The sequence below is a fragment of the Enterobacter cloacae complex sp. ECL411 genome, from assembly GCF_021869665.1.
GTDB classification, from domain to species: domain Bacteria; phylum Pseudomonadota; class Gammaproteobacteria; order Enterobacterales; family Enterobacteriaceae; genus Enterobacter; species Enterobacter intestinihominis.
Genome location: NZ_CP091486.1, coordinates 212,741 through 234,394, shown reverse-complemented (window position 1 = coordinate 234,394; position 21,654 = coordinate 212,741). Strand labels below are relative to the sequence as shown.

Sequence of the window (21,654 nt, the reverse complement as noted above, 5' to 3'; positions counted from 1 at the left end):
AACACGTCAAGCCGGGCAGATTGAAATTTTTGCGTTTACCGTATCAGGAAGGGAGATGACCTATGCAACGTTGCGGCTGGGTAAGCCAGGATCAGCTTTATATCGATTATCACGACAAGGAATGGGGCGTGCCGGAAACCGACGGTAAAAAACTGTTTGAAATGATTTGCCTTGAAGGCCAGCAGGCCGGGCTGTCGTGGATCACCGTTCTGAAAAAGCGTGAGAACTATCGCAAGGCCTTCCACCATTTCGATCCGGTTGCGGTGGCCGCCATGACCGACGAAGACGTGGAAAGGCTGGTTCTGGATACCGGTATCATCCGCCATCGCGGTAAAATTCAGGCCATTATTGGTAACGCGCGTGCTTATCTGGCGATGGAGCAAAACGGCGAACCCTTCTCAGCTTTTGTCTGGTCGTTTGTGGATAACGAGCCGAAGGTAACGCAGGCCGCCACGCTTGCAGAGATCCCAACGTCTACCCCCGCCTCAGATGCCCTGTCAAAAGCGCTGAAAAAACGCGGCTTTAAGTTTGTGGGCACCACCATCTGCTACTCCTTTATGCAGGCCTGCGGGCTGGTCAATGACCACATTAAGGGCTGCTTCTGCCACCCGGAGGGCCACCATGATCCGCAAATGGCAAAGTGAGGATACCGCTCCGCTTTTGAGTCTGTGGCTGGAGAGCACCACCGAGGCGCATCCGTTTATCGACGCAAGTTACTGGCAAGCGAATGAAGCGGTAGTGCGGGATGATTACCTTCCCGCCGCCGAGACCTGGGTCTGGGAGGAAAACGGTACCCTGTGCGGTTTTATCAGCGTCATGCAGTTCCAGTTCGTGGGGGCGTTGTTTGTCGCCCCGGCGTTCATCGGAAGGGGGATCGGGCGTGCGCTGCTGAACTATGTTCAGCAGCACTACCCGTATTTAACCCTGGAGGTGTATCAGAAAAACGTGCGGGCGGTGAATTTCTATCATGCTCAGGGTTTTCGCATCGAAGACAGCGCCTGGCAGGATGATACCCAACACCCGACGTGGATCATGAGCTGGCAGGCGGATCAAATGCCGTAAGGGGAAGCGCCGGCCCCTCATATTTCTCCACCCATGCCAGCGCCGTATTCCCCGCACAGCCATTCCCCAGCTTCGAGCTGGGGAGATCTTTGGTCAGCACGTTTACGGCGCCGTTCTTACAAATACCGCCCTCGTCCAGCGCCAGATCCGGCCATGCTCCCTGATGAATGCAGAACACGCCTGGGCGGATCCCGTCACTCACCAGGGCGCCAGCCAGCACCTGCCCGCGTGCGTTCCAGACGCGAACGAGATCGCCGTCGTTAATCCCCCGCGCCTTTGCATCGTCGCTATTCAGCGCGATCGGCTCACGACCCGCCACCGCATACTGCTCGCGCAGAGCCGAATAGTTGAGCTGGCTGTGCAGACGATGGGCAGGATGGGCAGACAGCAGCTGAAGCTGCCCCGGCTGCGCATTGCCATGCCATTCGTCCGGCTCCAGCCACGCCGGGTGCGGCGGGCAGTCCGCGTAGCCAAAGCTGGCGATGCGCTCGCTGTGGATCACAATCTTCCCGCTTTCGGTTTTTAACGGGTTATTCTCCGGATCGCGACGGAAGTCAGCAAAGCGCACAAACCGCGCGTTCTGCTCGCTTTCCGGCATTTCGAAGAGTTGATTCGCCTCCCAGAATTCAGCAAATGGCGGCAGCGTCACGCCCTGCGCAGCCCCGCGCTGGCTTGCAATCTGGTAAAACGTTTCCAGCCATTGCAGATCCGTTTTGCCCTCGGTGAAACGCTCCCGTCCGCCCGCTTCCCATAATTCACTCAGGTCAGCAAAGACGTCATAATCATCCCGCGCTTCATCCCGGGGAGTCACGACGCGCTTCATCGGTACCATATGCTGGTTGCTGTAATCCCCCGTCATGGTGAGATCGTTACGCTCGAACGAGGTCGTGGCGGGCAAAACGATATCGGCATGTTTCGCTGACGCGGTCCAGAAGCACTCCGAGATCACCACCAGCTCCGGTTTCTGCCAGGCGCGGATCAGGCGGTTGGTATCCTGGTGATGGGTGAAGTTGGCCCCACCCGCCCACCAGACAAACTTAATATCCGGGAAATGGCGATCCTGACCGTTGTGCTGATAAAACCCGCCGGGGTTCTCCAGAGCTTCAACAATGCGTGCCACCGGAATTTTATCCACAGCGTCCACGCCCCCCTGCACCGAGCCCTGCATGGACGCCAGCACCGCCGCTTTACGCGTCGGGTTGCCGCCGTTGGCAAAGTGATAGGAAAGGCCAAAACCGCCGCCGGGTGTGCCAATCTGCCCAAGCATCGCGGCGAGCGTCACCAGCATCCAGTGCTTCTGCTCGCCAAACTGCTGGCGCTGCATCCCCCATCCGGACATGAGCATCGTGACATTGCTATGGAATAACGCTGCCAGTTCGCGGATTTTAGCGGCATCAACGCCGCAAATCGCCGCAGCCCACTCTGCGGTTTTGGCGATACCGTCGGTTTTGCCCGTCAGATAGTCGGCAAATTTATCGAACCCCGTTGTGCAGCGCGTCAGAAATTCCGTGTCGTGCCAGCCGTTCTCCACCAGGGTGTGGGCGATACCCAGCATCATCGCCACGTCGGTGCCCATATGCGGCGCGATCCACTCGGCGCTGTCGCCGAAGAAATCAAGCGTTTCAGAACGCATCGGATCGATACAGATGATGCGCTTGCCGCTTTTGCGCAGCGCATCGAAGTAGGAAACGCCCTGCTCGTCGGACGCATTCCAGGCAATTTTAAGGGTATTGAGCGGGTTGGCGCTCCACAGCACCACCACCTCTGTATGCTCCAGCACCAGCGGCCAGCTGGTCTGCTGCTGATAAACCTCATTCCCGCCCACGACATACGGCATGATCGCCTGCGCCGCGCCGGTCGAGTAATCACCCAGATGGCCGGTATATCCTCCAGCCAGGCTCATATAGCGTTGCAGCAGGGTTGCGGCCTTATGCAGCACGCCGTTTGAGCGCCAGCCATAGGAGCCGGCAAAAATGGACGACGGGCCATAGCTGTCGCGGATGCGTTTATGCTGCGTATGGATCAGCGCCAGGGCATCGTCCCAGCTCACGCGCACGAACTCATCCTGCCCGCGAATACCTTGCGGTTTATCCGGTGACGCCAGAAAGCCTTTACGCACCATCGGCCAGCGTACGCGGGTTTTGCTATGTACCTGATCGCGAACGACGGTCTGTAAAGAGTTGAGATGGCGCGAAGGCAAAGCCCCGCGAGACGACAGCACGGTGTCGCCATCGGTTTCGACCAGCATCGGCCCCCAGTGGGCGGCGGTCAGAATGGTTTTTGTTGAGGTGCTCAAAGCGTGCGCTCCTGGTTGCGTGCAGGTATGACGGCCTTTCATTGAGGCAGTTTATCGTTTGTGACAAATTTCAGAGTTATACACTGAATTTTCTCCGTATTCGGACGTCATAATCCACTGCCACGTCCGTCGTGGCAAAGAATAAAAAGGATTAAGGAAATAAGATGAAAAAACGCGTACTCGTTATTGCCGCTCTGGTGAGCGGTGCACTGGCTGTTTCAGGCTGCACAACCAACCCTTACACCGGCGAACGCGAAGCGGGTAAATCCGGCATTGGCGCGGGTATTGGTTCCCTGGTGGGCGCTGGCGTTGGCGCACTCTCCTCCTCCAAGAAAGATCGCGGTAAAGGTGCACTGATTGGCGCAGCGGCAGGCGCAGCCCTGGGCGGCGGCGTGGGTTATTACATGGATGTGCAGGAAGCAAAACTCCGTGACAAAATGAAAGGTACAGGCGTGAGCGTGACGCGCAGCGGTGACAACATCATCCTGAACATGCCAAACAACGTGACCTTTGACAGCAGCAGCGCGACGCTGAAACCCGCAGGCGCGAACACCCTGACCGGCGTGGCCGCGGTGCTGAAAGAGTACAACAAAACTGCCGTGAACGTGATTGGCTACACCGACAGTACCGGCAGCCAGGATCTGAACATGCGTCTGTCGCAGCAGCGTGCCGATTCCGTGGCCAGCTCGCTGATCACCCAGGGCGTAGAAGCGAACCGCATCCGCACCAGCGGCATGGGTCCGGCTAACCCGATCGCCAGCAACAGCACGGCGGAAGGCAAAGCGCAGAACCGCCGCGTTGAGATTACGTTGAGCCCTGTGCAGTAGGTAAAAGCAAAACGGCAACCCCGTTGCCGTTTTTAGTGTTTGCGCCCTCTCCCGTGGGAGAGGGTTGGGGTGAGGGCATCAGACCGCCACCTGGCAAATTGCTTGATTCGCCAGATTTTCCCGTTAAGGTATTCTCACTAATTTCAGGGAAATCAGCGATGAGCAAACCAACCCGGGCCACCATCAGCGACGTGGCGAAAGCCGCCAAAACCGGTAAAACCAGCATTTCACGCTACCTCAACGGCGAGAAACACCTGCTTTCCGATGCGCTGCTGGCGCGAATTGAACAGGCCATTGCCGATCTCGACTACCGTCCCAGCCTGATGGCGCGCGGCCTCAAGCGGGGTCGTACCCGTCTGATTGGCCTCATCATCGCCGATATCACCAACCCTTACTCCGTTAACGTCCTCAGCGGCATTGAGGCGGCGTGCCGTGAGAAAGGCTTTACCCCGCTGGTCTGTAACACCAATAACGAAGTTGATCAGGAGTTGCACTACCTCGATCTGCTGCGCAGCTATCAGGTGGAAGGGATCGTGGTCAATGCCGTCGGGATGCGCGAAGAGGGACTGAATCGCCTGCAACAATCGTCGCTGCCGATGGTGCTTATTGACCGCAAAATCCCGGAATTTGCCTGCGATGTGGTCGGGCTGGATAACACCCAGGCGGCCACCACTGCCACCGAACATCTGATTGAACAGGGTTTCGAAGCCATTTTGTTCCTGAGCGAACCGCTGGGTATGGTTAACACCCGCCGCGACCGCCTGGCTGCATTTCGTGCCACGCTGGCGCGTTATCCCGGTGTGATCGCCGAAAATGCCGAAATCTCCCTCCATGAAGCCGGTCAGCTGGATAATACCCTGCGCCAGTTCCATACCCGCCATCGGGGTATGCGCAAAGCGGTGATCTCCGCGAACGGGGCGCTGACGCTTCAGGTTGCCCGCTCGCTTAAACGCATTGGCCTGCACTGGGGCAGCGACATCGGCTTACTCGGCTTTGATGAACTGGAGTGGGCTGAACTTGCTGGCGTAGGCATTACCACCCTCAAACAACCCACCTGGCAGATCGGCTATGCCGCGGTTGAACAAGTGGTTCGCCGCATTGAAGGCACACGCGACGCCGTACGCGAGCAGGTTTTTTCTGGCGAGCTGATCGTTCGCGGCTCTACTGCCCGTTAAATTCCCCTTCGTGACAGCGATCATAAATTCAGCATCCCGATCTTTTCTTTGGAACCGGTTCCATCTAGCGTAATACTATCGATTACGCCCTGGAGTCAGGAAATGAGCAGGAAAATTATGGTGGTCACCGCCGCGTATGGCGCGGATCAGGTGCGACAAGCAGGCGGTCAACGGGCGATGCTTCCCGTTATTGCCGGCGCAGGGGCTGATGGCGTTGAAATCCGCCGCGAGCTCTTCAGCAGCGACGAGTTAATGGCCCTGCCTGCGCTCGGCGAGTCCATTGAACTGCTGGGTTTACTGGCGTGCTACTCCGCCCCGGCCCCCCTGTTTATGCCCGATGGAACCCTCAACCCGGATCTTCCGCGCTACCTTAGCGAAGCCAGCACCCTGAACGCCCTGTGGCTTAAAGTCTCGCTGGGCCATTTCAGCGACAAACAACCGCTTGAAGCCCTGCGCGTACTGCTGGATGAAAGCGGCATGACGCTGGTGGTGGAAAACGACCAGACCGACTGCGGTCAGCTCGCTCCGATGCAGCGCTTCAAAGCCGCATGCCGGGTAATGGCGCTGCCGGTCACGCTGACGTTCGATATGGGCAACTGGCTGTGGGTTGGCGACTCCCCGGAAGAGGCTGCACGTCAGTTGGCTCCCGCCGTGAGCTACATTCATGTGAAGGCCGCGGTCCCGCATAATGCGCAATTCCGCGCCGTCGCGCCGGATCAGACCGATTCTCGCTGGCGGGATCTGCTTAATCAACTCCCTGCCGATGCGCCACGCGGTATCGAATTTCCGCTGGAAGGGACGGATCTCACCGCCGTCACCCGCCATTACGTCAACCTGCTGCGCGAGGAGTAAACCATGCACAAGACGCTGGATGTCATCACCATCGGCGAGGCCATGGCGATGTTTGTCGCCACCGAAACAGGCGAGCTGAGCGCAGTGGAGCACTTTATCAAACGCGTTGCAGGTGCTGAGCTGAATGTTGCTACCGGCCTTGCGCGGCTGGGGCTGAATGTTGGCTGGGTAAGCCGCGTGGGAAATGACAGCTTTGGCCATTTCGTACTCGACTCGCTGAAAAAAGAGGGCATTGATGCCGCAGGCGTGACTCTCGACGGACGCTTCCCGACGGGTTTTCAGCTGAAATCTAAAGTTGAAAATGGAACCGATCCCATCGTGGAGTATTTCCGTAAAGGCTCAGCGGCAAGCCATCTCTCCGTGGATGATTATCACGCCGCGTATTTCTCCTCCGCGCGCCACCTGCACCTGAGCGGCGTGGCGGCGGCGCTCTCGGCCAGTTCGTACGATTTACTCAATCATGCCGCTTCGGCAATGAAAGCGCAGGGCAAAACGATCTCCTTTGATCCAAACCTGCGTCCGGTGCTGTGGAAAAGCGAAGCGGAGATGGTTGAGAAACTTAACCGACTGGCGTTTCAGGCGGACTGGGTACTGCCGGGGGTAAAAGAGGGAATGATCCTCACTGGCGAGAGCACGCCGGAAGGCATTGCTGATTTTTACCTCAACAAAGGAGTAAAAGCCGTGGTGCTGAAAACCGGTGCTGACGGTGCATGGTTCAAAACTGCCGACGGCGAGCAAGGCGCCGTCGCTGCGGTAAAAGTCGATAACGTGGTCGATACCGTGGGTGCGGGCGATGGGTTTGCCGTCGGGGTCATCAGCGCCCTGCTGGAGGGCAAACCGCTGTCGCAGGCCGTGGCGCGAGGCAACAAAATTGGTTCGCTGGCGATTCAGGTGCAGGGCGACAGCGAAGGATTACCAACACGAGCAGAGCTCGGAGTCTGAATTCCCTCTCCCTGCGGGAGAGGGCCAGGGTGAGGGCAGCAATCCGCACCAGATAATTAAGCCACCGTGTACCCTACAGACAACGGCGGCAACAACCTCAACAACAGAGGCAAGCCTATGAACAGTTCGACCAATGCAGTAAAACGCTGGTGGTACATCATGCCAATCGTGTTTATCACGTACAGCCTGGCGTACCTTGATCGTGCCAACTTCAGTTTTGCATCCGCCGCCGGGATCAACGAAGACCTCGGGATCACCAAAGGGGTTTCCTCCCTGCTGGGCGCCCTCTTCTTCCTGGGTTATTTCTTCTTCCAGATCCCCGGCGCGATTTACGCTGAACGCCGCAGCGTGCGAAAGCTCATTTTCATCTGCCTGATCTTATGGGGTGCATGTGCATCGCTGACTGGCGTGGTGAATAATATTCCTGCTCTGGCGGCTATTCGCTTTATTCTCGGCGTGGTTGAGGCGGCCGTCATGCCAGCAATGCTGATTTACATCAGCAACTGGTTCACAAAATCTGAGCGTTCACGTGCCAATACGTTCCTGATACTCGGTAACCCGGTCACCGTGCTGTGGATGTCGGTGGTTTCCGGCTATCTGATCCAGTCCTTCGGCTGGCGCGAGATGTTCATCATCGAAGGGGTTCCCGCGATTATCTGGGCCTTCTGCTGGTGGGTGCTGGTGAAAGATAAGCCAGCCCAGGCAAAATGGCTTTCTGAAGACGAAAAAGCCGCACTCCAGGCGCAGCTGGATAAAGAGCAGCAGGGGCTGAAAGCGGTACGTAACTACGGCGAAGCCTTCCGCTCCCGGAACGTTATTCTGCTATGCGCACAGTATTTTACCTGGAGTATTGGCGTGTACGGCTTTGTTCTGTGGCTGCCGTCGATTATCCGCAGCGGCGGTGAAAACCTTGGCATGGTGGAAGTGGGCTGGCTGTCATCAGTGCCTTACCTGGCTGCAACCATCGCGATGATTATCGTCTCCTGGGCATCGGACAAGCTGCAAAACCGTAAGCTGTTCGTCTGGCCACTCCTGCTGATCGCTGCTTTTGCCTTCATTGGTTCCTGGGCCGTAGGCGCGAACCACTTCTGGGCCTCGTATACGCTGCTGGTGATTGCGGGTGCGGCCATGTATGCCCCCTATGGTCCGTTCTTTGCCATCATCCCGGAAATGCTGCCGCGTAACGTCGCAGGGGGCGCGATGGCGCTGATCAACAGTATGGGTGCGCTGGGTTCGTTCTTTGGCTCGTGGTTTGTGGGCTATCTGAACGGCGCCACCGGCAGCCCTTCAGCTTCTTACATCTTTATGGGGGTGGCGCTTTTTGCCTCGGTATGGCTTACTCTGATCGTTAAGCCTGCTAATAATCAACAGCTACCCGTCGGCGCACGCCACGCCTGAATCCTTTTAAATCAACGGAGATTAGCATGAAGCCGTCCGTCATTTTGTACAAAGCACTGCCTGAAGATCTGCAAAAACGCCTGGAGGAACACTTTACCGTTACCCGGGTAAAGAACCTCAGCCCGCAAACCGTGGCACAGCACGCCGACGCGTTTGCCTGCGCCGAGGGCCTGCTGGGTTCAAGCGAAAAGGTGGATGCAGCGCTACTGGAGAAAATGCCGAAGCTTCGTGCAACCTCAACCGTTTCTGTGGGCTACGACAATTTCGACGTGGATGCGCTTAACGCGCGCAACATCCTGCTGATGCACACGCCACATGCTCTGACGGAAACCGTCGCCGACACGCTGATGGCGCTGGTGCTCAGCACTGCTCGTCGCGTGGTGGAAGTTGCTGAGCGCGTGAAAGCGGGCGAATGGACGAAAAGCATTGGCCCGGACTGGTTCGGCGTGGACGTACATGGCAAAACGCTGGGGATTGTTGGGATGGGCCGTATCGGTCTGGCGCTGGCACAGCGCGCCCATTTCGGCTTCAACATGCCCATTCTGTATAATGCCCGCCGTCATCACGCTGAAGCTGAAGAACGTTTCAACGCCCGTTACTGCGAGCTTGATACGTTGTTGCAGGAAGCCGACTTTGTCTGCCTGATCCTGCCGCTGACGGATGAAACGCGTCATCTCATCGGCAGGGCGGCGTTTGAAAAGATGAAGAAATCGGCCATTTTCATCAACGCAGGTCGCGGCCCGGTGGTCGATGAGAAGGCGCTGATTGAGGCACTGCAAAACGGTGAGATCCACGCCGCCGGTCTGGACGTGTTTGAACAGGAGCCACTGCCGGTGGATTCTCCGCTACTGAACATGCCAAACGTCGTCGCCCTGCCCCACATCGGCTCTGCAACTCACGAAACACGCTACAACATGGCGGCGACCGCCGTGGATAATCTGATTGCCGCGCTCGGCGGTAAAGTGGATAAGAACTGCGTTAACCCGCAGATACAACAGTAGAAACGAAAAAACCCGCCAGAAGGCGGGTTTTTGAATTTTGTGCTACTGGGTTGGAAGCTTACAGGCTTACAACGTTACCAGCTGCTGGGCCTTTAGCGCCGCTTTCGATGGTGAAGGAAACTTTCTGACCTTCATCCAGAGATTTGTAGCCATCGTTCTGGATAGCAGAGAAGTGTACGAACACGTCTTTAGAGCCATCGTCAGGAGTGATGAAGCCGAAACCTTTATCAGCGTTGAACCATTTTACCAGACCAGTCATTTTAGCAGACATAGAAATTACCTTATTAACAAATATATTGTGCCTTCCGGCTTGATGGATTGCGTTACAGATTTTTAAGCGATGAAGGAAGGGTCACTACGAAGGGTATCTATGGATAACAATCTGGACTGCTTTACTAAACTGCTTTAGGTCTGTGTAACAAACCGACGAAGATAGTTATACCGATATGGTAGAAGAATGACAAGCGTTATTTTCATCATGCATAAAAAAACCCCGCCGAAGCGGGGGTTTTTCTTATTCCGTTGCAGCGACCGCTGCGCTCCAGGCCTGGCTAAAGGCCTGATGCTGGGACGCCAGCGGCCCTATCAGCGTATTGTACTGACTCGCCTGCTGGGAGGTCGGGAACTGGATACCGTTAGAGACGAAGCTCACCTGCGTACCCTGCTCATTAATAAAGTCACCCACCTGAACCAGCTGCTGAGTAAAGACCTGCGCCGCCGGGATCAGCGGTTGCAAGGCGTTTGACGGCTTGGTCACGACTTTCTCATACACCTGATCATAAACCGGCTTGAGATCCTCGTCCTGCTTCAACGCGGAGCGCGACGCATCAGCCTGCATTTTAGCATTTTGCAACTGCTGGCTCAGCACCCCAAGGGCGCCGTTGGACTGGCGCAGCGGTTCGCGCTGGGTCATATAATCCTGTGGAACGCGAATGGCATTGACGCTATCCACGACCGGGCGAATGCCCGAATCCATCGCCTGGCTTACCTGCTGTGAATAGCCATACAGAATGGCGTAATCCGACACGAATGGACCAAACTGTTTTTTCTGATCCGCAGTCAGCGTTGGTAAACGCTCGCCGCTACGCATCACTGTATTCTGTAAAAAATCGATAAACGCTTTGCGCTGATCACCTTCTTTATCGAAACACCCACTCAGGCTAACAACCATCAACAACGCCGCAATAGGCGCAAACCAGCGAGAGCAGGACTTTCCTGTCGCCATTTTATTACTCCTTTCACCCAAAAAGCGCACACCGGCACACGCGTGCCCAACGCTGACAAGGATAGTCCAGGTCAGCCTTGCAAGATAGAGTTTTCATGCAAAACGGGTATTGCCGTTTTTGTACTGACTATTTACAAAAAAATACCTGTGCATCCCTACATATGATTAATCAGGTAATTAGCATAACTATCCATATAGCTGAAACGGGTAAAGCGATCGTTATCGCACAATTAATCACAACCGTGACGATCCTGTGTTTGGTTTAGGGACTATTCTTAACATGCTCTCTGATGTTCATGATCCCGATGTGTGATTTATGAGGAGTTCTCAATGGAATTAAAAGATCCTGAGTTTGAGCTGCTGAGCAGCCTGGAACAGATTATTTTTAAAGATGTACCGCCGACGGTTACCCTGAATCAAAAGTCCAATCCTTTTAGTGAATTTGAGCGTTTACGCAAAGGGTCGGGCCTGAAAACAGATGAATTCGCAAGAGCGATGGGTGTCAGCGTAGCGATGGTGCTGGAGTGGGAGTCAAAGCGTGAAAAACCTACCCCAGCCGAGCTAAAGCTGATGCGCCTGATCCAGGCAAACCCTGACCTTCGCAAGCAGTTAGCCTGATAAAGTTTGTTTGCCCCCGCCCTTGCGGGGGCTTGTGTTTAGAGGCTTTCACATCGCCATCCCGACTCTTCCCACACCAGCTCATGCGTCAGCTTTAATCCTGCTAAAAACGCTTCATCGTGCGACACCACCAGCAGCGCGCCGGGATAATCGGCCAGGGCCGCTTCAATGGCCTGAACGGAAGCCAGATCGAGGTGGTTGGTCGGCTCATCCAGAAGCAACAGCTGCGTTGCCGCTTCACGCCACAATACGCAGGCCAGCGCGGCCTTCAGGCGCTCGCCGCCGCTTAGATCGGCCAGTGGAAGTGTCACTTTCTCCGCGCCCAGCTGAAGCTGCGCTAAACGGGTACGCAGCGCCCCCTCTTCGAGCGGCGTATTGCCCAGGCTAAGGTGTGTCATCACCGACTGCGACAGATCCAGCCGGGAAAGATGCTGATCGAGATAAGCACATCTGACGGAGACCTTACAGGTTCCCGTAACAGGGGCGGTTTCGCCCAACATCACTTTCAACAGCGTGGATTTCCCACAGCCGTTCGGCCCGCGTAGCGCCACGCGCATCGGGCCATCCATTCGCCAGTTTATCGGGGAGACAGGCACGTGCGGAAGCACCAGTTCTTCCAGCACCAGCACCTGTTTTCCTTCCGGGATTTCACTGCCCGGCAGGGTAAACATCACCGCGTTATCCTCTTCAACCCGCTCGCGTGCCTGGTGAACCGCAGCGTTCAGGGCATGATTTTGATCGCTATGCTGTTTTTTCCAGGAACCAATCCGCTCTTTCGCCGCCCCTTTGTATTTGACCCGTTCAAACGAGGCGATGTTAAGGCTGTCGACCGTGCGAAGCGTTTTGGCCGAACGACGCTGGCTGTCGTCATGCTCTTTATGCATACGGGCGCGGGTACGCTTGCGTTCGGTGGCAGCATGCTCCAGCGCGGCGCGGGCAGCCAGCTGCTCAGCATCACGCTGGGTTCGATAGTCAGCATAATTCCCGCCGTAGCTGCGCAAGCCCAACGCGCTCAGTTCAAGGATACGCGGTACCTGGGCCAGCAACTCACGGTCGTGAGAGGCCACCAGCACCCCGCCCTGATACCGGGAAAGCTGCTCGTAGAACCACACGCGGCCTTGACTGTCGAGGTGGTTGGTCGGTTCGTCCAGCAGCAGGAAATCAGCATCCGCGGTGAATGCACCGCACAGCAAGGCACGAATGCGCTCGCCGCCGCTTAGCTCTGCCGCGCGTTTGTTCGGCTCAAAAGAGGGAAGTTTTGCAGCGATAAAAGCCTGGCTTAGCCGTTCAGCCAGATCCCAGTAACCATCGAGCGTGTCGAGATCGTCGGGTTCATAATGACCGCCGTCGATGCGCGTGCGCGCCGCAAAGATCGCGTCGTAACCAAGCAGTCCGGCAAGAGTCGTATCCGCAGAAATATCCTGCTGCTGCGCCACATAGACGTGTGTACCAAAGCGCTCAATGTGACCGCTGGCGGGTCCATCAACCCCTGCCAGCAGACGCAGAAGGCGTGTTTTACCGCTGCCGTTGCGGCCAACCAGCGCACACACTGACGCATCCAGAGAAAGATTCAGTGGACCAAAAAGGATATCGCCCGTCGCAAACTGACAGGTGACCTGATGCAAAATAAAAGAGGGGGATTGCGCAAAATGAGCCATAAGCACTCCTGAATGAAATCAAAACATCCCCTGCCGACGCGATGCGTTGAGCAAGGATCGAAATTCATCAGTCGTGTTTGTTCATTTTTGGGGGGCGCTCCTGAGGGCGAAATTTAACGGGAACAAGAATAACGGCAATGCGCCGCCCATTTCAAGGTTAAATTTTCACCAGCGCTATTGCCCGAGCGTGAAAAACCCGCCGAAGCGGGTCTCACAATCAGATAAACGCAAACGCATCGCCAAACAGACGATCTTCCCGCGCGTCACGCTCGTTGCAGAACAGGTCGCGGGCAATTTTCGCCATTTCAAAGCGACCGGCAATGTAGATATCGTGCCCGGCCAGCGTTCCGTGATCCTGCAATACCGCAGTCAGCACCGTGCCGCTGCGCCCGCGCCAGCCCTCTTCCGGCTGCTCGACAACCGGCTCGATGCGCAGGTTTGGATGATTGACGCTCAGCGCTTCCAGCTCAGACAGATCGTAAAGGTGCTTCTCTTCACGGCCGCCCCAGTAGATGGTGATATCGCGATTTGGATTACGCGCCAGCGCCGTCAACAGAATAGAGCGGACATAGGAGAAGCCTGTACCACCGGCAATCAGGATCAGCGGACGGTCTTCGTCTTCACGCAGCCAGGCCTCGCCATGAGGAATATCGACCACGATTTCACGCTCTTTCAGGATGCGATCCATCACGGCCATCGCGTACAGGTTAAGCTCAGACGCACCAATATGCAGCTCAATAAATTCCTTCTCTGCTGGCGTTGAGGCCATAGAGAAAGGACGCTTATCACGCTCGTCCATCACGACCATCAGGTACTGACCGGCACGGAATGAGAATGCCGCTTCAGGAACCAAACGGACGCGATATACGGTGTCGGTAATAGCATCTACCGACGTCACTTTACAGCTTAAGGTTGTCATTCGCTCTCTCTGTCGGGAAGTCTATAGGGCTAAACGGTCTTATTCTGCCTTACCGTTATTCATTATGGCCAGCTCGTCCCAGATCGCGTCAATTCGCGCGGTCACGGCAGGATCTTTTTCGATCGGGCGACCCCATTCACGGTCGGTTTCGCCAGGCCATTTGTTCGTGGCATCCAGTCCCATTTTTGAACCAAGGCCGGAAACCGGCGAGGCAAAGTCCAGATAATCAATCGGCGTGTTTTCCACTAACACCGTATCACGCGCCGGATCCATACGCGTGGTGATGGCCCAGATGACGTCATTCCAGTCGCGGGCATTGACGTCATCATCGCAGACAATCACAAACTTGGTATACATAAACTGGCGCAGGAAAGACCATACGCCCATCATCACGCGCTTAGCGTGACCGGCATACTGCTTCTTCATCGTCACCACCGCCAGGCGATACGAACACCCTTCCGGCGGCAGATAAAAATCAACAATTTCCGGGAACTGCTTTTGCAGGATCGGCACGAACACTTCGTTCAGCGCCACGCCAAGTACCGCCGGTTCATCCGGTGGACGGCCGGTGTAGGTAGAGTGATAGATGGCATCTTCACGCTGGGTAATGTGCGTGACGGTGAATACCGGAAAGTTATCCACTTCGTTGTAATAGCCGGTGTGGTCGCCGTACGGCCCTTCGGGTGCCAGCTCGCCCTGTTCAATGTAACCTTCCAGCACGATCTCTGCGCTGGCTGGCACTTCCAGGTCATTGGAGATGCACTTCACCACTTCGGTTTTGGTGCCGCGCAGCAGCCCTGCAAAGGCATATTCAGACAGCGTATCAGGAACAGGCGTCACCGCGCCCAGAATGGTTGCCGGATCGGCACCCAGCGCGACGGAAACCGGGAAGCGTTCGCCCGGATGGGCCGCGCACCACTCCTGGAAATCCAGCGCGCCACCGCGGTGGGACAACCAGCGCATAATGAGCTTGTTCTTGCCAATCAGCTGCTGGCGATAAATGCCGAGGTTTTGACGCTCTTTATGCGGCCCACGCGTCACGGTGAGGCCCCAGGTAATCAGCGGTGCGGCATCTTCAGGCCAGCACTGCATGATCGGAATTTTGGTCAGATCAACCGCATCGCCTTCCAGCACTTTTTGCTGGCATGGCGCGCCGCGCAGGCGTTTGGTGGGCATATTCAACACCTGCTTAAACTGCGGCAGCTTGTCGAACAGGTCGCGGAACCCTTTTGGCGGCTCCGGCTCTTTCAGAAAGGCCAGCAGTTTGCCCACTTCACGCAGCGCCGTGACATCTTCCTGCCCCATGCCCATCGCCACGCGGCGAGGTGTGCCAAACAAGTTGCACAGTACCGGCATGGCGTAGCCTTTTGGGTTTTCAAACAGCAACGCCGGGCCGCCCGCGCGCAGGGTGCGGTCAGCGATTTCTGTCATTTCCAGATACGGATCAACAGGAAGCGTAATGCGTTTGAGTTCGCCCTGCTTTTCCAGCAGCGCCAGGAAGTCGCGTAGATCGTGGTATTTCATGCAGTTAATCATGGCCTCTCTGTAAGCGCTTCATTATACGGCGTAAGACCGCGTGATGCTGTAATTTTGTTAAATTAGCGTGAACTTCCACGACTTACTCTCTTTTTCGCCATTATAATCACCTTAGCGATCCCGCCAGGGTTTTGGTATGCTTGCGCCCCGAACAATGGGAAGAGTGATTATGCAGGCCTGGTATTTACTGTATTGCAAACGCGGGCAACTTCAGCGCGCACAGGAACATCTTGAACGTCAGTCTGTTAACTGCCTGACGCCCGTGATCACGCTTGAAAAAATGCAGCGTGGAAAACGCACGACCGTCAGTGAGCCTCTGTTCCCTAACTATCTGTTCGTTGAGTTCGACCCCGAAGTGATCCACACCACGACGATCAGCGCCACGCGCGGCGTCAGCCATTTTGTACGTTTTGGCGCCCATCCGGCAAGAGTACCGTCATCGGTTATTCATCAGCTCTCTGTCTACCAGCAGCCTGAAGATATTACCGATCCGGAAACCCCTTATGCCGGGGACAGCGTGGTGATCACCGAAGGCGCTTTTGAAGGGTTACAGGCCATCTTCGCTGAACCAGACGGTGAAGCGCGTTCTATGCTGCTGCTCAACCTGCTGAACAAAGAGGTGTTGCAGAGCGTTAAAAACACCGATTTCCGCAAAGTTTAGAACTGCACGCCGAACAGACGACGCACGTTGTCATCGGTTTGGGCTGCCAGCCACTGCGCGTCTTCCCCGCGCCAGTACGCCACTCGCTCAGCAATGTGTCCCAGATAAGCCGGTTCGTTACGTCGTGATGCCGGTTTGGGCTGCATATCCCGGGGCAACAGATACGGCGCATCCGTTTCCAGCAACAAACGATCGGCCGGGATTACGGATAACAGCTCGCGCAGCTCCAGCCCACGACGCTCATCGCACACCCAGCCCGTGATACCCAAGTAAAGCCCGCGGTTCAGGCAATCCAGCGCTTCCTGACGGGAGCCCGTAAAGCAGTGCAACACCGCGCCTGGCAGTTTCTCCAGCCAGGGGTCCAGTAGCGCCAGAAAACGTTCATGCGCATCGCGACAGTGCATAAACACCGGCATCCCCAGCTCTGCAGCCAGCGCGAGCTGGGCGGTAAATGCCTTCTCCTGCTCTTCAGGCGTCGAGAAGTTACGGTTGAAATCAAGCCCGCATTCGCCAATGGCAACCACTTCTGGCGTAGCCGCCAGACGATGAAGCGCCTCAGCGCTTTCCTGCGTCCACTGGCTGCTGTCATGAGGATGCACGCCTGCGGTGGACCAGCAGTGTTGATAGCGTTGCGCCAGCTGCCGTGCCTGCTCACTCTCATGCAGATTTGTTCCCGTCAGTAACAGCCCGTTCACGCCGGCGGCAAAGGCGCGCGCCACCACCTCATCGCGGTCTTTCGCAAACTGGGCGCTGGTCAGGTTAAGCCCGATATCAAACATACGTATCCCCATATGACAACCGCCCTGACGGGCGGTTGGTTTTATTCTTTAGTGGTCTCTTCAGACGGCTCGTCTTCTTCGTCCCGGGTACGCCCCTTTCCGACGTAGAAACGAGCGAAGAATACGCCGACTTCAAACAGGCAGTACATGGGTATCGCCAGTAAGGTTTGCGAGAAGACGTCCGGTGGCGTTAACAGCATACCTACGACAAATGCCCCTACCAGGATGTACGGGCGCTTCTTACGCAGATCGTCAGGCGTGGTCACCCCCACCCAGCAGAGCAGGACAATCGCGACGGGCACCTCGAAGGCGACACCAAACGCCATAAACAGCGCCATAACGAAGCTGAGGTAGCTGGCGATGTCCGTCGACACCTGTACCCCTTCCGGCGCGGTATGCGTCAGGAAGCCAAAGGCCAGCGGGAAGACAACGAAGTAGGCGAACGCCATACCGATATAAAACAGCAGCGAACTGGACACCAGCAGCGGAATAACCAGCTTGCGTTCATGCCTGTACAGCGCGGGTGCCACAAATGCCCAGACCTGATACAAAATGACCGGCGCAGAGGCAATCAACGACACCCAGAAGGTCAGCTTGATCGGGGTAAAGAACGGCGAGGCAACGTCCGTTGCAATCATCGTTGCGCCCAGCGGCATCTGCTTAATCAGCGGTGCGGAAACCACCTGATAGATATCGTTGGCAAAATAGACCAGACATAAAAAAATGAGGAAAACCGCAATAATGCAGTTTAACAGACGCTTACGCAGCTCAATGAGGTGCGTAATCAGCGGTTGAGTATCATCTACTGCCATGTTTACGCTTTATCACTCGACGAGGGGGATGATTCGGAAACGGGCGCGGCGGGTTTTACCTCAGCCGTTTTGACCACGGGCTCTTCCGGCGGCACCTGCTTTTTCACTTCGGGCTTCTGCGGCGATTGCTCTGGCGAAGCAGCCTGATGCTCCGCGCTGGAAGGCGTCACACCCTCGCGCTGCTCTTCGCTGCCCTTCACCACCGGATTATGGATGGTGTTTGCTTCATCACTCGCCTTCTCAGGATCGTTAACGCTGTATGAGCGCTTCATGGATTCAGCCGCTTCGCGCAACTCATCCATGGATGCTTTCAGCTCCGGCGTCAGGTTATCCATGCTCGCCTTTTCAACCTTTTTCAGGCTGTCCTGAAATTCCTGAAGCTTCAGTTCCTGCGCCAGTTCGTTCTGCACGGTCGTTGCCAGCGAACGGAGCGCACGCACCCAGCCCACGACAGTTTTTACCGCAACGGGTAAACGCTGCGGCCCCAGCACAATCAAACCAATCACAAAGACCAGCAGTAACTCACCAAAACCAATGTCGAACACGAATTACACCTGCTCTTTATCGTGACGTTTGGCCTCTTCCTTTTTGGCTTCGTCCTGCTTATCGGCGATAGATTTAGCGGTAAAATCAGCGTCCTGACCGCTTTTTTCCTGCTTATTCTCATCATCGCTCATGGCTTTCTTGAAGCCTTTGATTGACGCGCCCAGGTCGGAACCAATTGATCCGAGTTTTTTCGTGCCGAACAGCAGCACAACGATGACGGCAATGATCACTAACTGCCAGATACTGATACCACCCATGCGTGTTCCCCAGTGATAGATGATTAATTAGTCAGATCGCATTATACGTATGCAATCCCTCGATAGCGACGCTAATTCAGCGTGTTTTTTGCCAGCCAGCAAGCCAGACAACCACACCGGCAGCCATAATCCAGGCTGGCATCATTTCCCAGTCCGGACGATTGATCAACAGCAACGTGCCGCTTATCAGCAGCGTCGCGCCAATTCCGAAGAGATAGCGGGACTGCCCCTGACGCACGCGACTGGATTGAAGCTCGTGCGCGATTTTATCCATGCTGTGCTGAAGGTTCTTGCTCTGACGCAAACTGTCGTAAACCAGTTCAGGAATTTCTGGCATTTTTTCAATCCAGAACGGGCCTTTCTCTTTAAGCGAGCGAACCAGAGCTGGAATACCGACCTGATCCTTAATCCAGGATTCGAGGAACGGTTTCGCGGTTTTCCACAAGTCTAACTGAGGATAGAGCTGGCGGCCTACGCCCTCAACGTAAAGTAATGTTTTCTGAAGTAAAACTAATTGTGGCTGCACTTCCATATTAAAACGGCGTGCGGTGTTGAACAGGTTGAGCAGAACATGCCCGAAAGAGATCTCTGAGAGCGGCTTTTCAAAAATTGGCTCACAGACGGTACGGATCGCAAATTCAAACTCTTCCACGTTGGTATCTGGCGGAACCCAGCCTGAATCCACGTGCAGTTCGGCCACCTTACGGTAGTCGCGATTGAAGAAAGCGATAAAGTTCTCGGCGAGATAACGCTTATCCTCTTTATTCAGCGAGCCGACAATACCGCAGTCGATGCCGATGTATTTCGGGTCTTCCGGGTGCTCATAGCTGACGAAAATGTTGCCCGGATGCATGTCAGCATGGAAGAAGCTGTCGCGGAAAACCTGAGTAAAGAAGACCTGCACGCCGCGCTCGGCCAGCAGCTTCATGTTGGTGCCCTGTTTTTCCAGCGCTACCACGTCCGAGACCGGGATGCCGTAGATACGTTCCATCACCATCATGTTCTGACTGCAATAGTCAGAATAGACTTCAGGAACATACAGCATCGGGCTGTCTTCAAAGTTTCGACGCAGCTGAATGGCGTTCGCCGATTCACGCAGCAGGTTAAGTTCATCGATGAGCGTTTTTTCGTATTCCCGTACCACTTCCAGCGGACGCAGACGGCGGCCATCCGGCAACAGACGCGGCACCCAGCGAGCCAGGCGATAGATCAGCTTCATGTCCGCTCTGATAACCGGCAGGATATCCGGGCGAATCACCTTAATGACCACCTCTTTGCCATTCTCCTTCAGGCGCGCGGTGTGAACCTGCGCAATAGAGGCAGAGGCCAGAGGCTGAATGTCGAAATCATCAAACCAGGTCTCGATGGGGATATTGCCCATCGCTTCTTCGATTTGTTTCTTCGCTCTCTCTCCGTCAAACGGAGCGACGCGGTCCTGCAATAGCGCGAGCTGATCGGCAATCTGCGGCGGGAAAAGGTCGCGACGCGTTGAGAGCATCTGCCCAAACTTGATCCAGACCGGTCCCAGCTCCTGCAACGCAAGACGCAGGCGTGCGCCCAGCTCCTGATCCTTATGGCGATTCGGCATCCAGAACAGCGTGCGACGCCAAAGCCGAAGCGGCAGGGTGATACGCATTCTGGGGATAAGCTCGTCGAGCCCGTAGCTCAAAAAGGTGCGAACGATAAAATAGAGGCGCCGAATTTCACCAGGCGTCATTTGCCCTCCAGTTTTTCAAGCCGTTTGGTTAACGCATCAACTGCGCGCTCAACTGCCGCGGTCTCTTCTGCAAACCAGGCGACTTCTAAAGGCCCAGGCGCCATACGCCACTCTTCGGTCAGCACCTCGGCAGCATAGCGCTGTTGACGGAGCAGGCCTTTACGCAGGAAAGTGGAACCCGTGCGCAGCGTTTTGCTTATCCCTTCAGCCGCGATGTCGCCGATATAGGGCGCCAGCAGTTCCGCGGGGTCAAATTCAGCCTGATCGCTGAGTGCAACGAAGTTCTGTACTACCTGAATATCGCCCTCGACCTCCAGCTCACCGCTGCGAATAAGCGCCGTCATCTGCTGACGGTCACGCAGTTTTGGCAATACGCTCATGTGCGTAATCACCGAGCAGTCAGCCTCGCCTTCCCACTCCCCCAGAACGTCAAGCTGGCGTTCGCTGAAGACCAGCACAAGCGGCGTCGAGAACTCTTTTAAAACGATACGCAGCACCTTTCCGTTAAGCCGCTGACGTGCGGTTTTCAGCGCCGGGGCGCGATACAGAAAGGCATTCAGTACATTCTCGATGCCTGCGGTGACTAAGGGTTTAATGGGCACGGGAAACCTCCACTCAGAACTTGTAACCACGATGCAGCGCGACGACACCCGCCGTCATATTGAAGTATTCCACGTTTTCAAACTCCGCATCCTGCATCATCGCTTTCAGCGTGTCCTGATCCGGGTGCATTCGGATGGATTCGGCCAGATAACGGTAACTTTCTGCATCGTTTGCCACCAGCTCGCCGATGCGCGGCAGAACGTGGAAGGAATAGGCATCGTAAGCTTTGCTCAGCGGGTCGATAATCGGTTTAGAAAACTCAAGTACCAGCAGTCGGCCACCCGGCTTCAGCACGCGGTACATAGAGCGCAGCGCTTTATCTTTATCGGTCACGTTACGCAGGCCGAAGGAGATGGTGATGCAGTCGAACGTATTGTCCGGGAACGGCAGCGCTTCGGCGTTGGCCTGAACATATTCAACGTTGCCTACCACGCCGATGTTACGCAGCTTTTCGCGTCCCATTTTCAGCATGGAGTCGTTGATATCTGCCAGCACCACGCGACCGGTTTCGCCAACCAGACGGGAGAATTTAGCGGTCAGATCCCCTGTGCCGCCGGCTAAATCCAGTACCTTTTGTCCACGGCGCACGCCGCTGCAATCAATAGTGAAGCGCTTCCACAAGCGATGAATGCCAAATGACATCAAATCATTCATCACATCGTACTTCGCCGCCACGGAATGAAATACGTGGGCCACCATGTCAGCTTTCTGCGCTTTGGCGACAGTCTGAAAGCCAAAGTGCGTTGTGTCTTGTGAATCGTCAACCATCT

General features: G+C 55.8%; 23 protein-coding genes. 10 read left to right on the top strand and 13 right to left on the bottom strand.

Annotated elements, in window-relative coordinates; all coding sequences use genetic code 11:
- Window positions 1-62 precede the first annotated feature (62 nt).
- Both tag and L3069_RS01150 read left to right on the top strand, forming a co-directional pair.
- A complete protein-coding gene (gene tag / locus L3069_RS01155; RefSeq protein ID WP_022646691.1) occupies window positions 63-644 on the top strand; it encodes a DNA-3-methyladenine glycosylase I in 582 nt (193 codons plus the stop codon).
- Complete coding sequence (locus L3069_RS01150; protein ID WP_022646690.1) at window positions 622-1,062, top strand: N-acetyltransferase; 441 nt, start codon at window positions 622-624, stop codon at window positions 1,060-1,062. The genes tag and L3069_RS01150 overlap by 23 nt, the downstream gene beginning before the upstream one ends.
- Here the strand turns inward: L3069_RS01150 and L3069_RS01145 are convergent.
- Entirely contained in the window at window positions 1,031-3,400 is a 2,370-nt protein-coding gene (locus tag L3069_RS01145) for a molybdopterin guanine dinucleotide-containing S/N-oxide reductase (protein ID WP_051979809.1), read from the bottom strand. The two genes, L3069_RS01150 and L3069_RS01145, sit on opposite strands and share 32 nt — an antisense overlap.
- Window positions 3,401-3,522: 122 nt before the next feature.
- Between L3069_RS01145 and L3069_RS01140 the strand changes: the two genes are divergently transcribed.
- The 6 genes from L3069_RS01140 (at window position 3,523) to ghrB (ending at window position 9,553) form a co-directional block, all read left to right on the top strand.
- Entirely contained in the window at window positions 3,523-4,185 is a 663-nt protein-coding gene (locus L3069_RS01140; RefSeq protein WP_022646688.1) for an OmpA family lipoprotein, read from the top strand.
- A 158-nt stretch (window positions 4,186-4,343) separates the two neighbouring features.
- Window positions 4,344-5,360 (top strand): LacI family DNA-binding transcriptional regulator, encoded by a 1,017-nt coding sequence (locus L3069_RS01135; RefSeq protein ID WP_023305241.1) that lies wholly within the window; start codon window positions 4,344-4,346, stop codon window positions 5,358-5,360.
- A 102-nt stretch (window positions 5,361-5,462) separates the two neighbouring features.
- Entirely contained in the window at window positions 5,463-6,212 is a 750-nt protein-coding gene (locus L3069_RS01130; protein ID WP_100167765.1) for a sugar phosphate isomerase/epimerase, read from the top strand.
- Between the two features lie 3 nt (window positions 6,213-6,215).
- Entirely contained in the window at window positions 6,216-7,154 is a 939-nt protein-coding gene (locus L3069_RS01125; RefSeq protein ID WP_038415053.1) for a sugar kinase, read from the top strand.
- A 117-nt stretch (window positions 7,155-7,271) separates the two neighbouring features.
- The gene (locus L3069_RS01120) at window positions 7,272-8,552 is read left to right on the top strand and encodes an MFS transporter (protein WP_001089079.1); all 1,281 of its coding nucleotides are present in this window, start codon (window positions 7,272-7,274) and stop codon (window positions 8,550-8,552) included.
- Between the two features lie 26 nt (window positions 8,553-8,578).
- On the top strand, window positions 8,579-9,553 hold the full coding sequence (gene ghrB, locus L3069_RS01115; RefSeq protein ID WP_022646684.1) for a glyoxylate/hydroxypyruvate reductase GhrB: 975 nt from the start codon (window positions 8,579-8,581) through the stop codon (window positions 9,551-9,553).
- A gap of 58 nt (window positions 9,554-9,611) precedes the next feature.
- Here the strand turns inward: ghrB and cspA are convergent, their stop codons facing one another.
- Together cspA and L3069_RS01105 are read right to left on the bottom strand one after the other, a co-directional pair.
- A complete protein-coding gene (gene cspA, locus L3069_RS01110) occupies window positions 9,612-9,824 on the bottom strand; it encodes an RNA chaperone/antiterminator CspA (RefSeq protein ID WP_003860775.1) in 213 nt (70 codons plus the stop codon).
- A 243-nt stretch (window positions 9,825-10,067) separates the two neighbouring features.
- Window positions 10,068-10,778, bottom strand: a complete 711-nt coding sequence (locus L3069_RS01105; RefSeq protein WP_023299059.1) for a DUF3053 domain-containing protein — start codon at window positions 10,776-10,778, stop codon at window positions 10,068-10,070.
- 330 nt (window positions 10,779-11,108) lie between these two features.
- Here L3069_RS01105 and L3069_RS01100 point away from each other — a divergent pair, with 330 nt between their 5' ends.
- The gene (locus L3069_RS01100; RefSeq protein WP_003860776.1) at window positions 11,109-11,396 is read left to right on the top strand and encodes an HTH-type transcriptional regulator; all 288 of its coding nucleotides are present in this window, start codon (window positions 11,109-11,111) and stop codon (window positions 11,394-11,396) included.
- A 38-nt stretch (window positions 11,397-11,434) separates the two neighbouring features.
- On the opposite strand, the gene L3069_RS01095 is transcribed toward L3069_RS01100, so the two are convergent.
- The 3 genes from L3069_RS01095 to ubiD all read right to left on the bottom strand — a co-directional run bounded on the left by L3069_RS01095 (window position 11,435) and on the right by ubiD (window position 15,506).
- Window positions 11,435-13,054: an ABC-F family ATP-binding cassette domain-containing protein gene (locus L3069_RS01095; protein ID WP_038415051.1), complete on the bottom strand. Its 1,620-nt coding sequence runs from the start codon at window positions 13,052-13,054 to the stop codon at window positions 11,435-11,437.
- Between the two features lie 217 nt (window positions 13,055-13,271).
- Window positions 13,272-13,973 carry an NAD(P)H-flavin reductase gene (gene fre, locus L3069_RS01090; protein WP_003860778.1) on the bottom strand — a complete coding sequence of 234 codons (702 nt, stop codon included), beginning with the start codon at window positions 13,971-13,973 and terminating at the stop codon, window positions 13,272-13,274.
- A gap of 39 nt (window positions 13,974-14,012) precedes the next feature.
- Entirely contained in the window at window positions 14,013-15,506 is a 1,494-nt protein-coding gene (ubiD, locus tag L3069_RS01085) for a 4-hydroxy-3-polyprenylbenzoate decarboxylase (RefSeq protein WP_088581798.1), read from the bottom strand.
- Between the two features lie 172 nt (window positions 15,507-15,678).
- On the opposite strand from ubiD, the gene rfaH reads away from it, so the two are divergent.
- Window positions 15,679-16,170 carry a transcription/translation regulatory transformer protein RfaH gene (rfaH, locus tag L3069_RS01080; RefSeq protein ID WP_032626529.1) on the top strand — a complete coding sequence of 164 codons (492 nt, stop codon included), beginning with the start codon at window positions 15,679-15,681 and terminating at the stop codon, window positions 16,168-16,170.
- On the opposite strand, the gene tatD is transcribed toward rfaH, so the two are convergent.
- The 7 genes from tatD to ubiE all read right to left on the bottom strand — a co-directional run bounded on the left by tatD (window position 16,167) and on the right by ubiE (window position 21,652).
- Window positions 16,167-16,949 (bottom strand): 3'-5' ssDNA/RNA exonuclease TatD, encoded by a 783-nt coding sequence (gene tatD, locus L3069_RS01075; RefSeq protein ID WP_032626531.1) that lies wholly within the window; start codon window positions 16,947-16,949, stop codon window positions 16,167-16,169. The two genes, rfaH and tatD, sit on opposite strands and share 4 nt — an antisense overlap.
- A 41-nt stretch (window positions 16,950-16,990) precedes the next feature.
- Window positions 16,991-17,761 carry a Sec-independent protein translocase subunit TatC gene (gene tatC / locus L3069_RS01070; RefSeq protein WP_022646678.1) on the bottom strand — a complete coding sequence of 257 codons (771 nt, stop codon included), beginning with the start codon at window positions 17,759-17,761 and terminating at the stop codon, window positions 16,991-16,993.
- A 2-nt stretch (window positions 17,762-17,763) separates the two neighbouring features.
- The gene (tatB, locus tag L3069_RS01065) at window positions 17,764-18,306 is read right to left on the bottom strand and encodes a Sec-independent protein translocase protein TatB (RefSeq protein WP_038415050.1); all 543 of its coding nucleotides are present in this window, start codon (window positions 18,304-18,306) and stop codon (window positions 17,764-17,766) included.
- A gap of 3 nt (window positions 18,307-18,309) precedes the next feature.
- On the bottom strand, window positions 18,310-18,564 hold the full coding sequence (gene tatA, locus L3069_RS01060) for a Sec-independent protein translocase subunit TatA (protein ID WP_022646676.1): 255 nt from the start codon (window positions 18,562-18,564) through the stop codon (window positions 18,310-18,312).
- Window positions 18,565-18,640: 76 nt separating this feature from the next.
- Window positions 18,641-20,281 carry a ubiquinone biosynthesis regulatory protein kinase UbiB gene (ubiB, locus tag L3069_RS01055; protein WP_022646675.1) on the bottom strand — a complete coding sequence of 547 codons (1,641 nt, stop codon included), beginning with the start codon at window positions 20,279-20,281 and terminating at the stop codon, window positions 18,641-18,643.
- On the bottom strand, window positions 20,278-20,883 hold the full coding sequence (gene ubiJ / locus L3069_RS01050; protein ID WP_022646674.1) for a ubiquinone biosynthesis protein UbiJ: 606 nt from the start codon (window positions 20,881-20,883) through the stop codon (window positions 20,278-20,280). Before ubiJ ends, ubiB begins: the two co-directional genes overlap by 4 nt.
- Before the next feature lie 13 nt (window positions 20,884-20,896).
- On the bottom strand, window positions 20,897-21,652 hold the full coding sequence (gene ubiE / locus L3069_RS01045; RefSeq protein WP_022646673.1) for a bifunctional demethylmenaquinone methyltransferase/2-methoxy-6-polyprenyl-1,4-benzoquinol methylase UbiE: 756 nt from the start codon (window positions 21,650-21,652) through the stop codon (window positions 20,897-20,899).
- Window positions 21,653-21,654 lie beyond the last annotated feature (2 nt).

Bases quoted from the DNA above. Each gene is read 5' to 3' on its own strand.
- tag (WP_022646691.1), top strand. From the start codon at position 63: ATGCAACGTTGCGGCTGGGTAAGCCAGGATCAGCTTTATATCGATTAT.
- L3069_RS01150 (WP_022646690.1), top strand. From the start codon at position 622: ATGATCCGCAAATGGCAAAGTGAGGATACCGCTCCGCTTTTGAGTCTG.
- L3069_RS01145 (WP_051979809.1), bottom strand. From the start codon at position 3,400: ATGAAAGGCCGTCATACCTGCACGCAACCAGGAGCGCACGCTTTGAGC.
- L3069_RS01140 (WP_022646688.1), top strand. From the start codon at position 3,523: ATGAAAAAACGCGTACTCGTTATTGCCGCTCTGGTGAGCGGTGCACTG.
- L3069_RS01135 (WP_023305241.1), top strand. From the start codon at position 4,344: ATGAGCAAACCAACCCGGGCCACCATCAGCGACGTGGCGAAAGCCGCC.
- L3069_RS01130 (WP_100167765.1), top strand. From the start codon at position 5,463: ATGAGCAGGAAAATTATGGTGGTCACCGCCGCGTATGGCGCGGATCAG.
- L3069_RS01125 (WP_038415053.1), top strand. From the start codon at position 6,216: ATGCACAAGACGCTGGATGTCATCACCATCGGCGAGGCCATGGCGATG.
- L3069_RS01120 (WP_001089079.1), top strand. From the start codon at position 7,272: ATGAACAGTTCGACCAATGCAGTAAAACGCTGGTGGTACATCATGCCA.
- ghrB (WP_022646684.1), top strand. From the start codon at position 8,579: ATGAAGCCGTCCGTCATTTTGTACAAAGCACTGCCTGAAGATCTGCAA.
- cspA (WP_003860775.1), bottom strand. From the start codon at position 9,824: ATGTCTGCTAAAATGACTGGTCTGGTAAAATGGTTCAACGCTGATAAA.
- L3069_RS01105 (WP_023299059.1), bottom strand. From the start codon at position 10,778: ATGGCGACAGGAAAGTCCTGCTCTCGCTGGTTTGCGCCTATTGCGGCG.
- L3069_RS01100 (WP_003860776.1), top strand. From the start codon at position 11,109: ATGGAATTAAAAGATCCTGAGTTTGAGCTGCTGAGCAGCCTGGAACAG.
- L3069_RS01095 (WP_038415051.1), bottom strand. From the start codon at position 13,054: ATGGCTCATTTTGCGCAATCCCCCTCTTTTATTTTGCATCAGGTCACC.
- fre (WP_003860778.1), bottom strand. From the start codon at position 13,973: ATGACAACCTTAAGCTGTAAAGTGACGTCGGTAGATGCTATTACCGAC.
- rfaH (WP_032626529.1), top strand. From the start codon at position 15,679: ATGCAGGCCTGGTATTTACTGTATTGCAAACGCGGGCAACTTCAGCGC.
- tatD (WP_032626531.1), bottom strand. From the start codon at position 16,949: ATGTTTGATATCGGGCTTAACCTGACCAGCGCCCAGTTTGCGAAAGAC.
- tatC (WP_022646678.1), bottom strand. From the start codon at position 17,761: ATGGCAGTAGATGATACTCAACCGCTGATTACGCACCTCATTGAGCTG.
- tatA (WP_022646676.1), bottom strand. From the start codon at position 18,564: ATGGGTGGTATCAGTATCTGGCAGTTAGTGATCATTGCCGTCATCGTT.
- ubiB (WP_022646675.1), bottom strand. From the start codon at position 20,281: ATGACGCCTGGTGAAATTCGGCGCCTCTATTTTATCGTTCGCACCTTT.
- ubiE (WP_022646673.1), bottom strand. From the start codon at position 21,652: ATGGTTGACGATTCACAAGACACAACGCACTTTGGCTTTCAGACTGTC.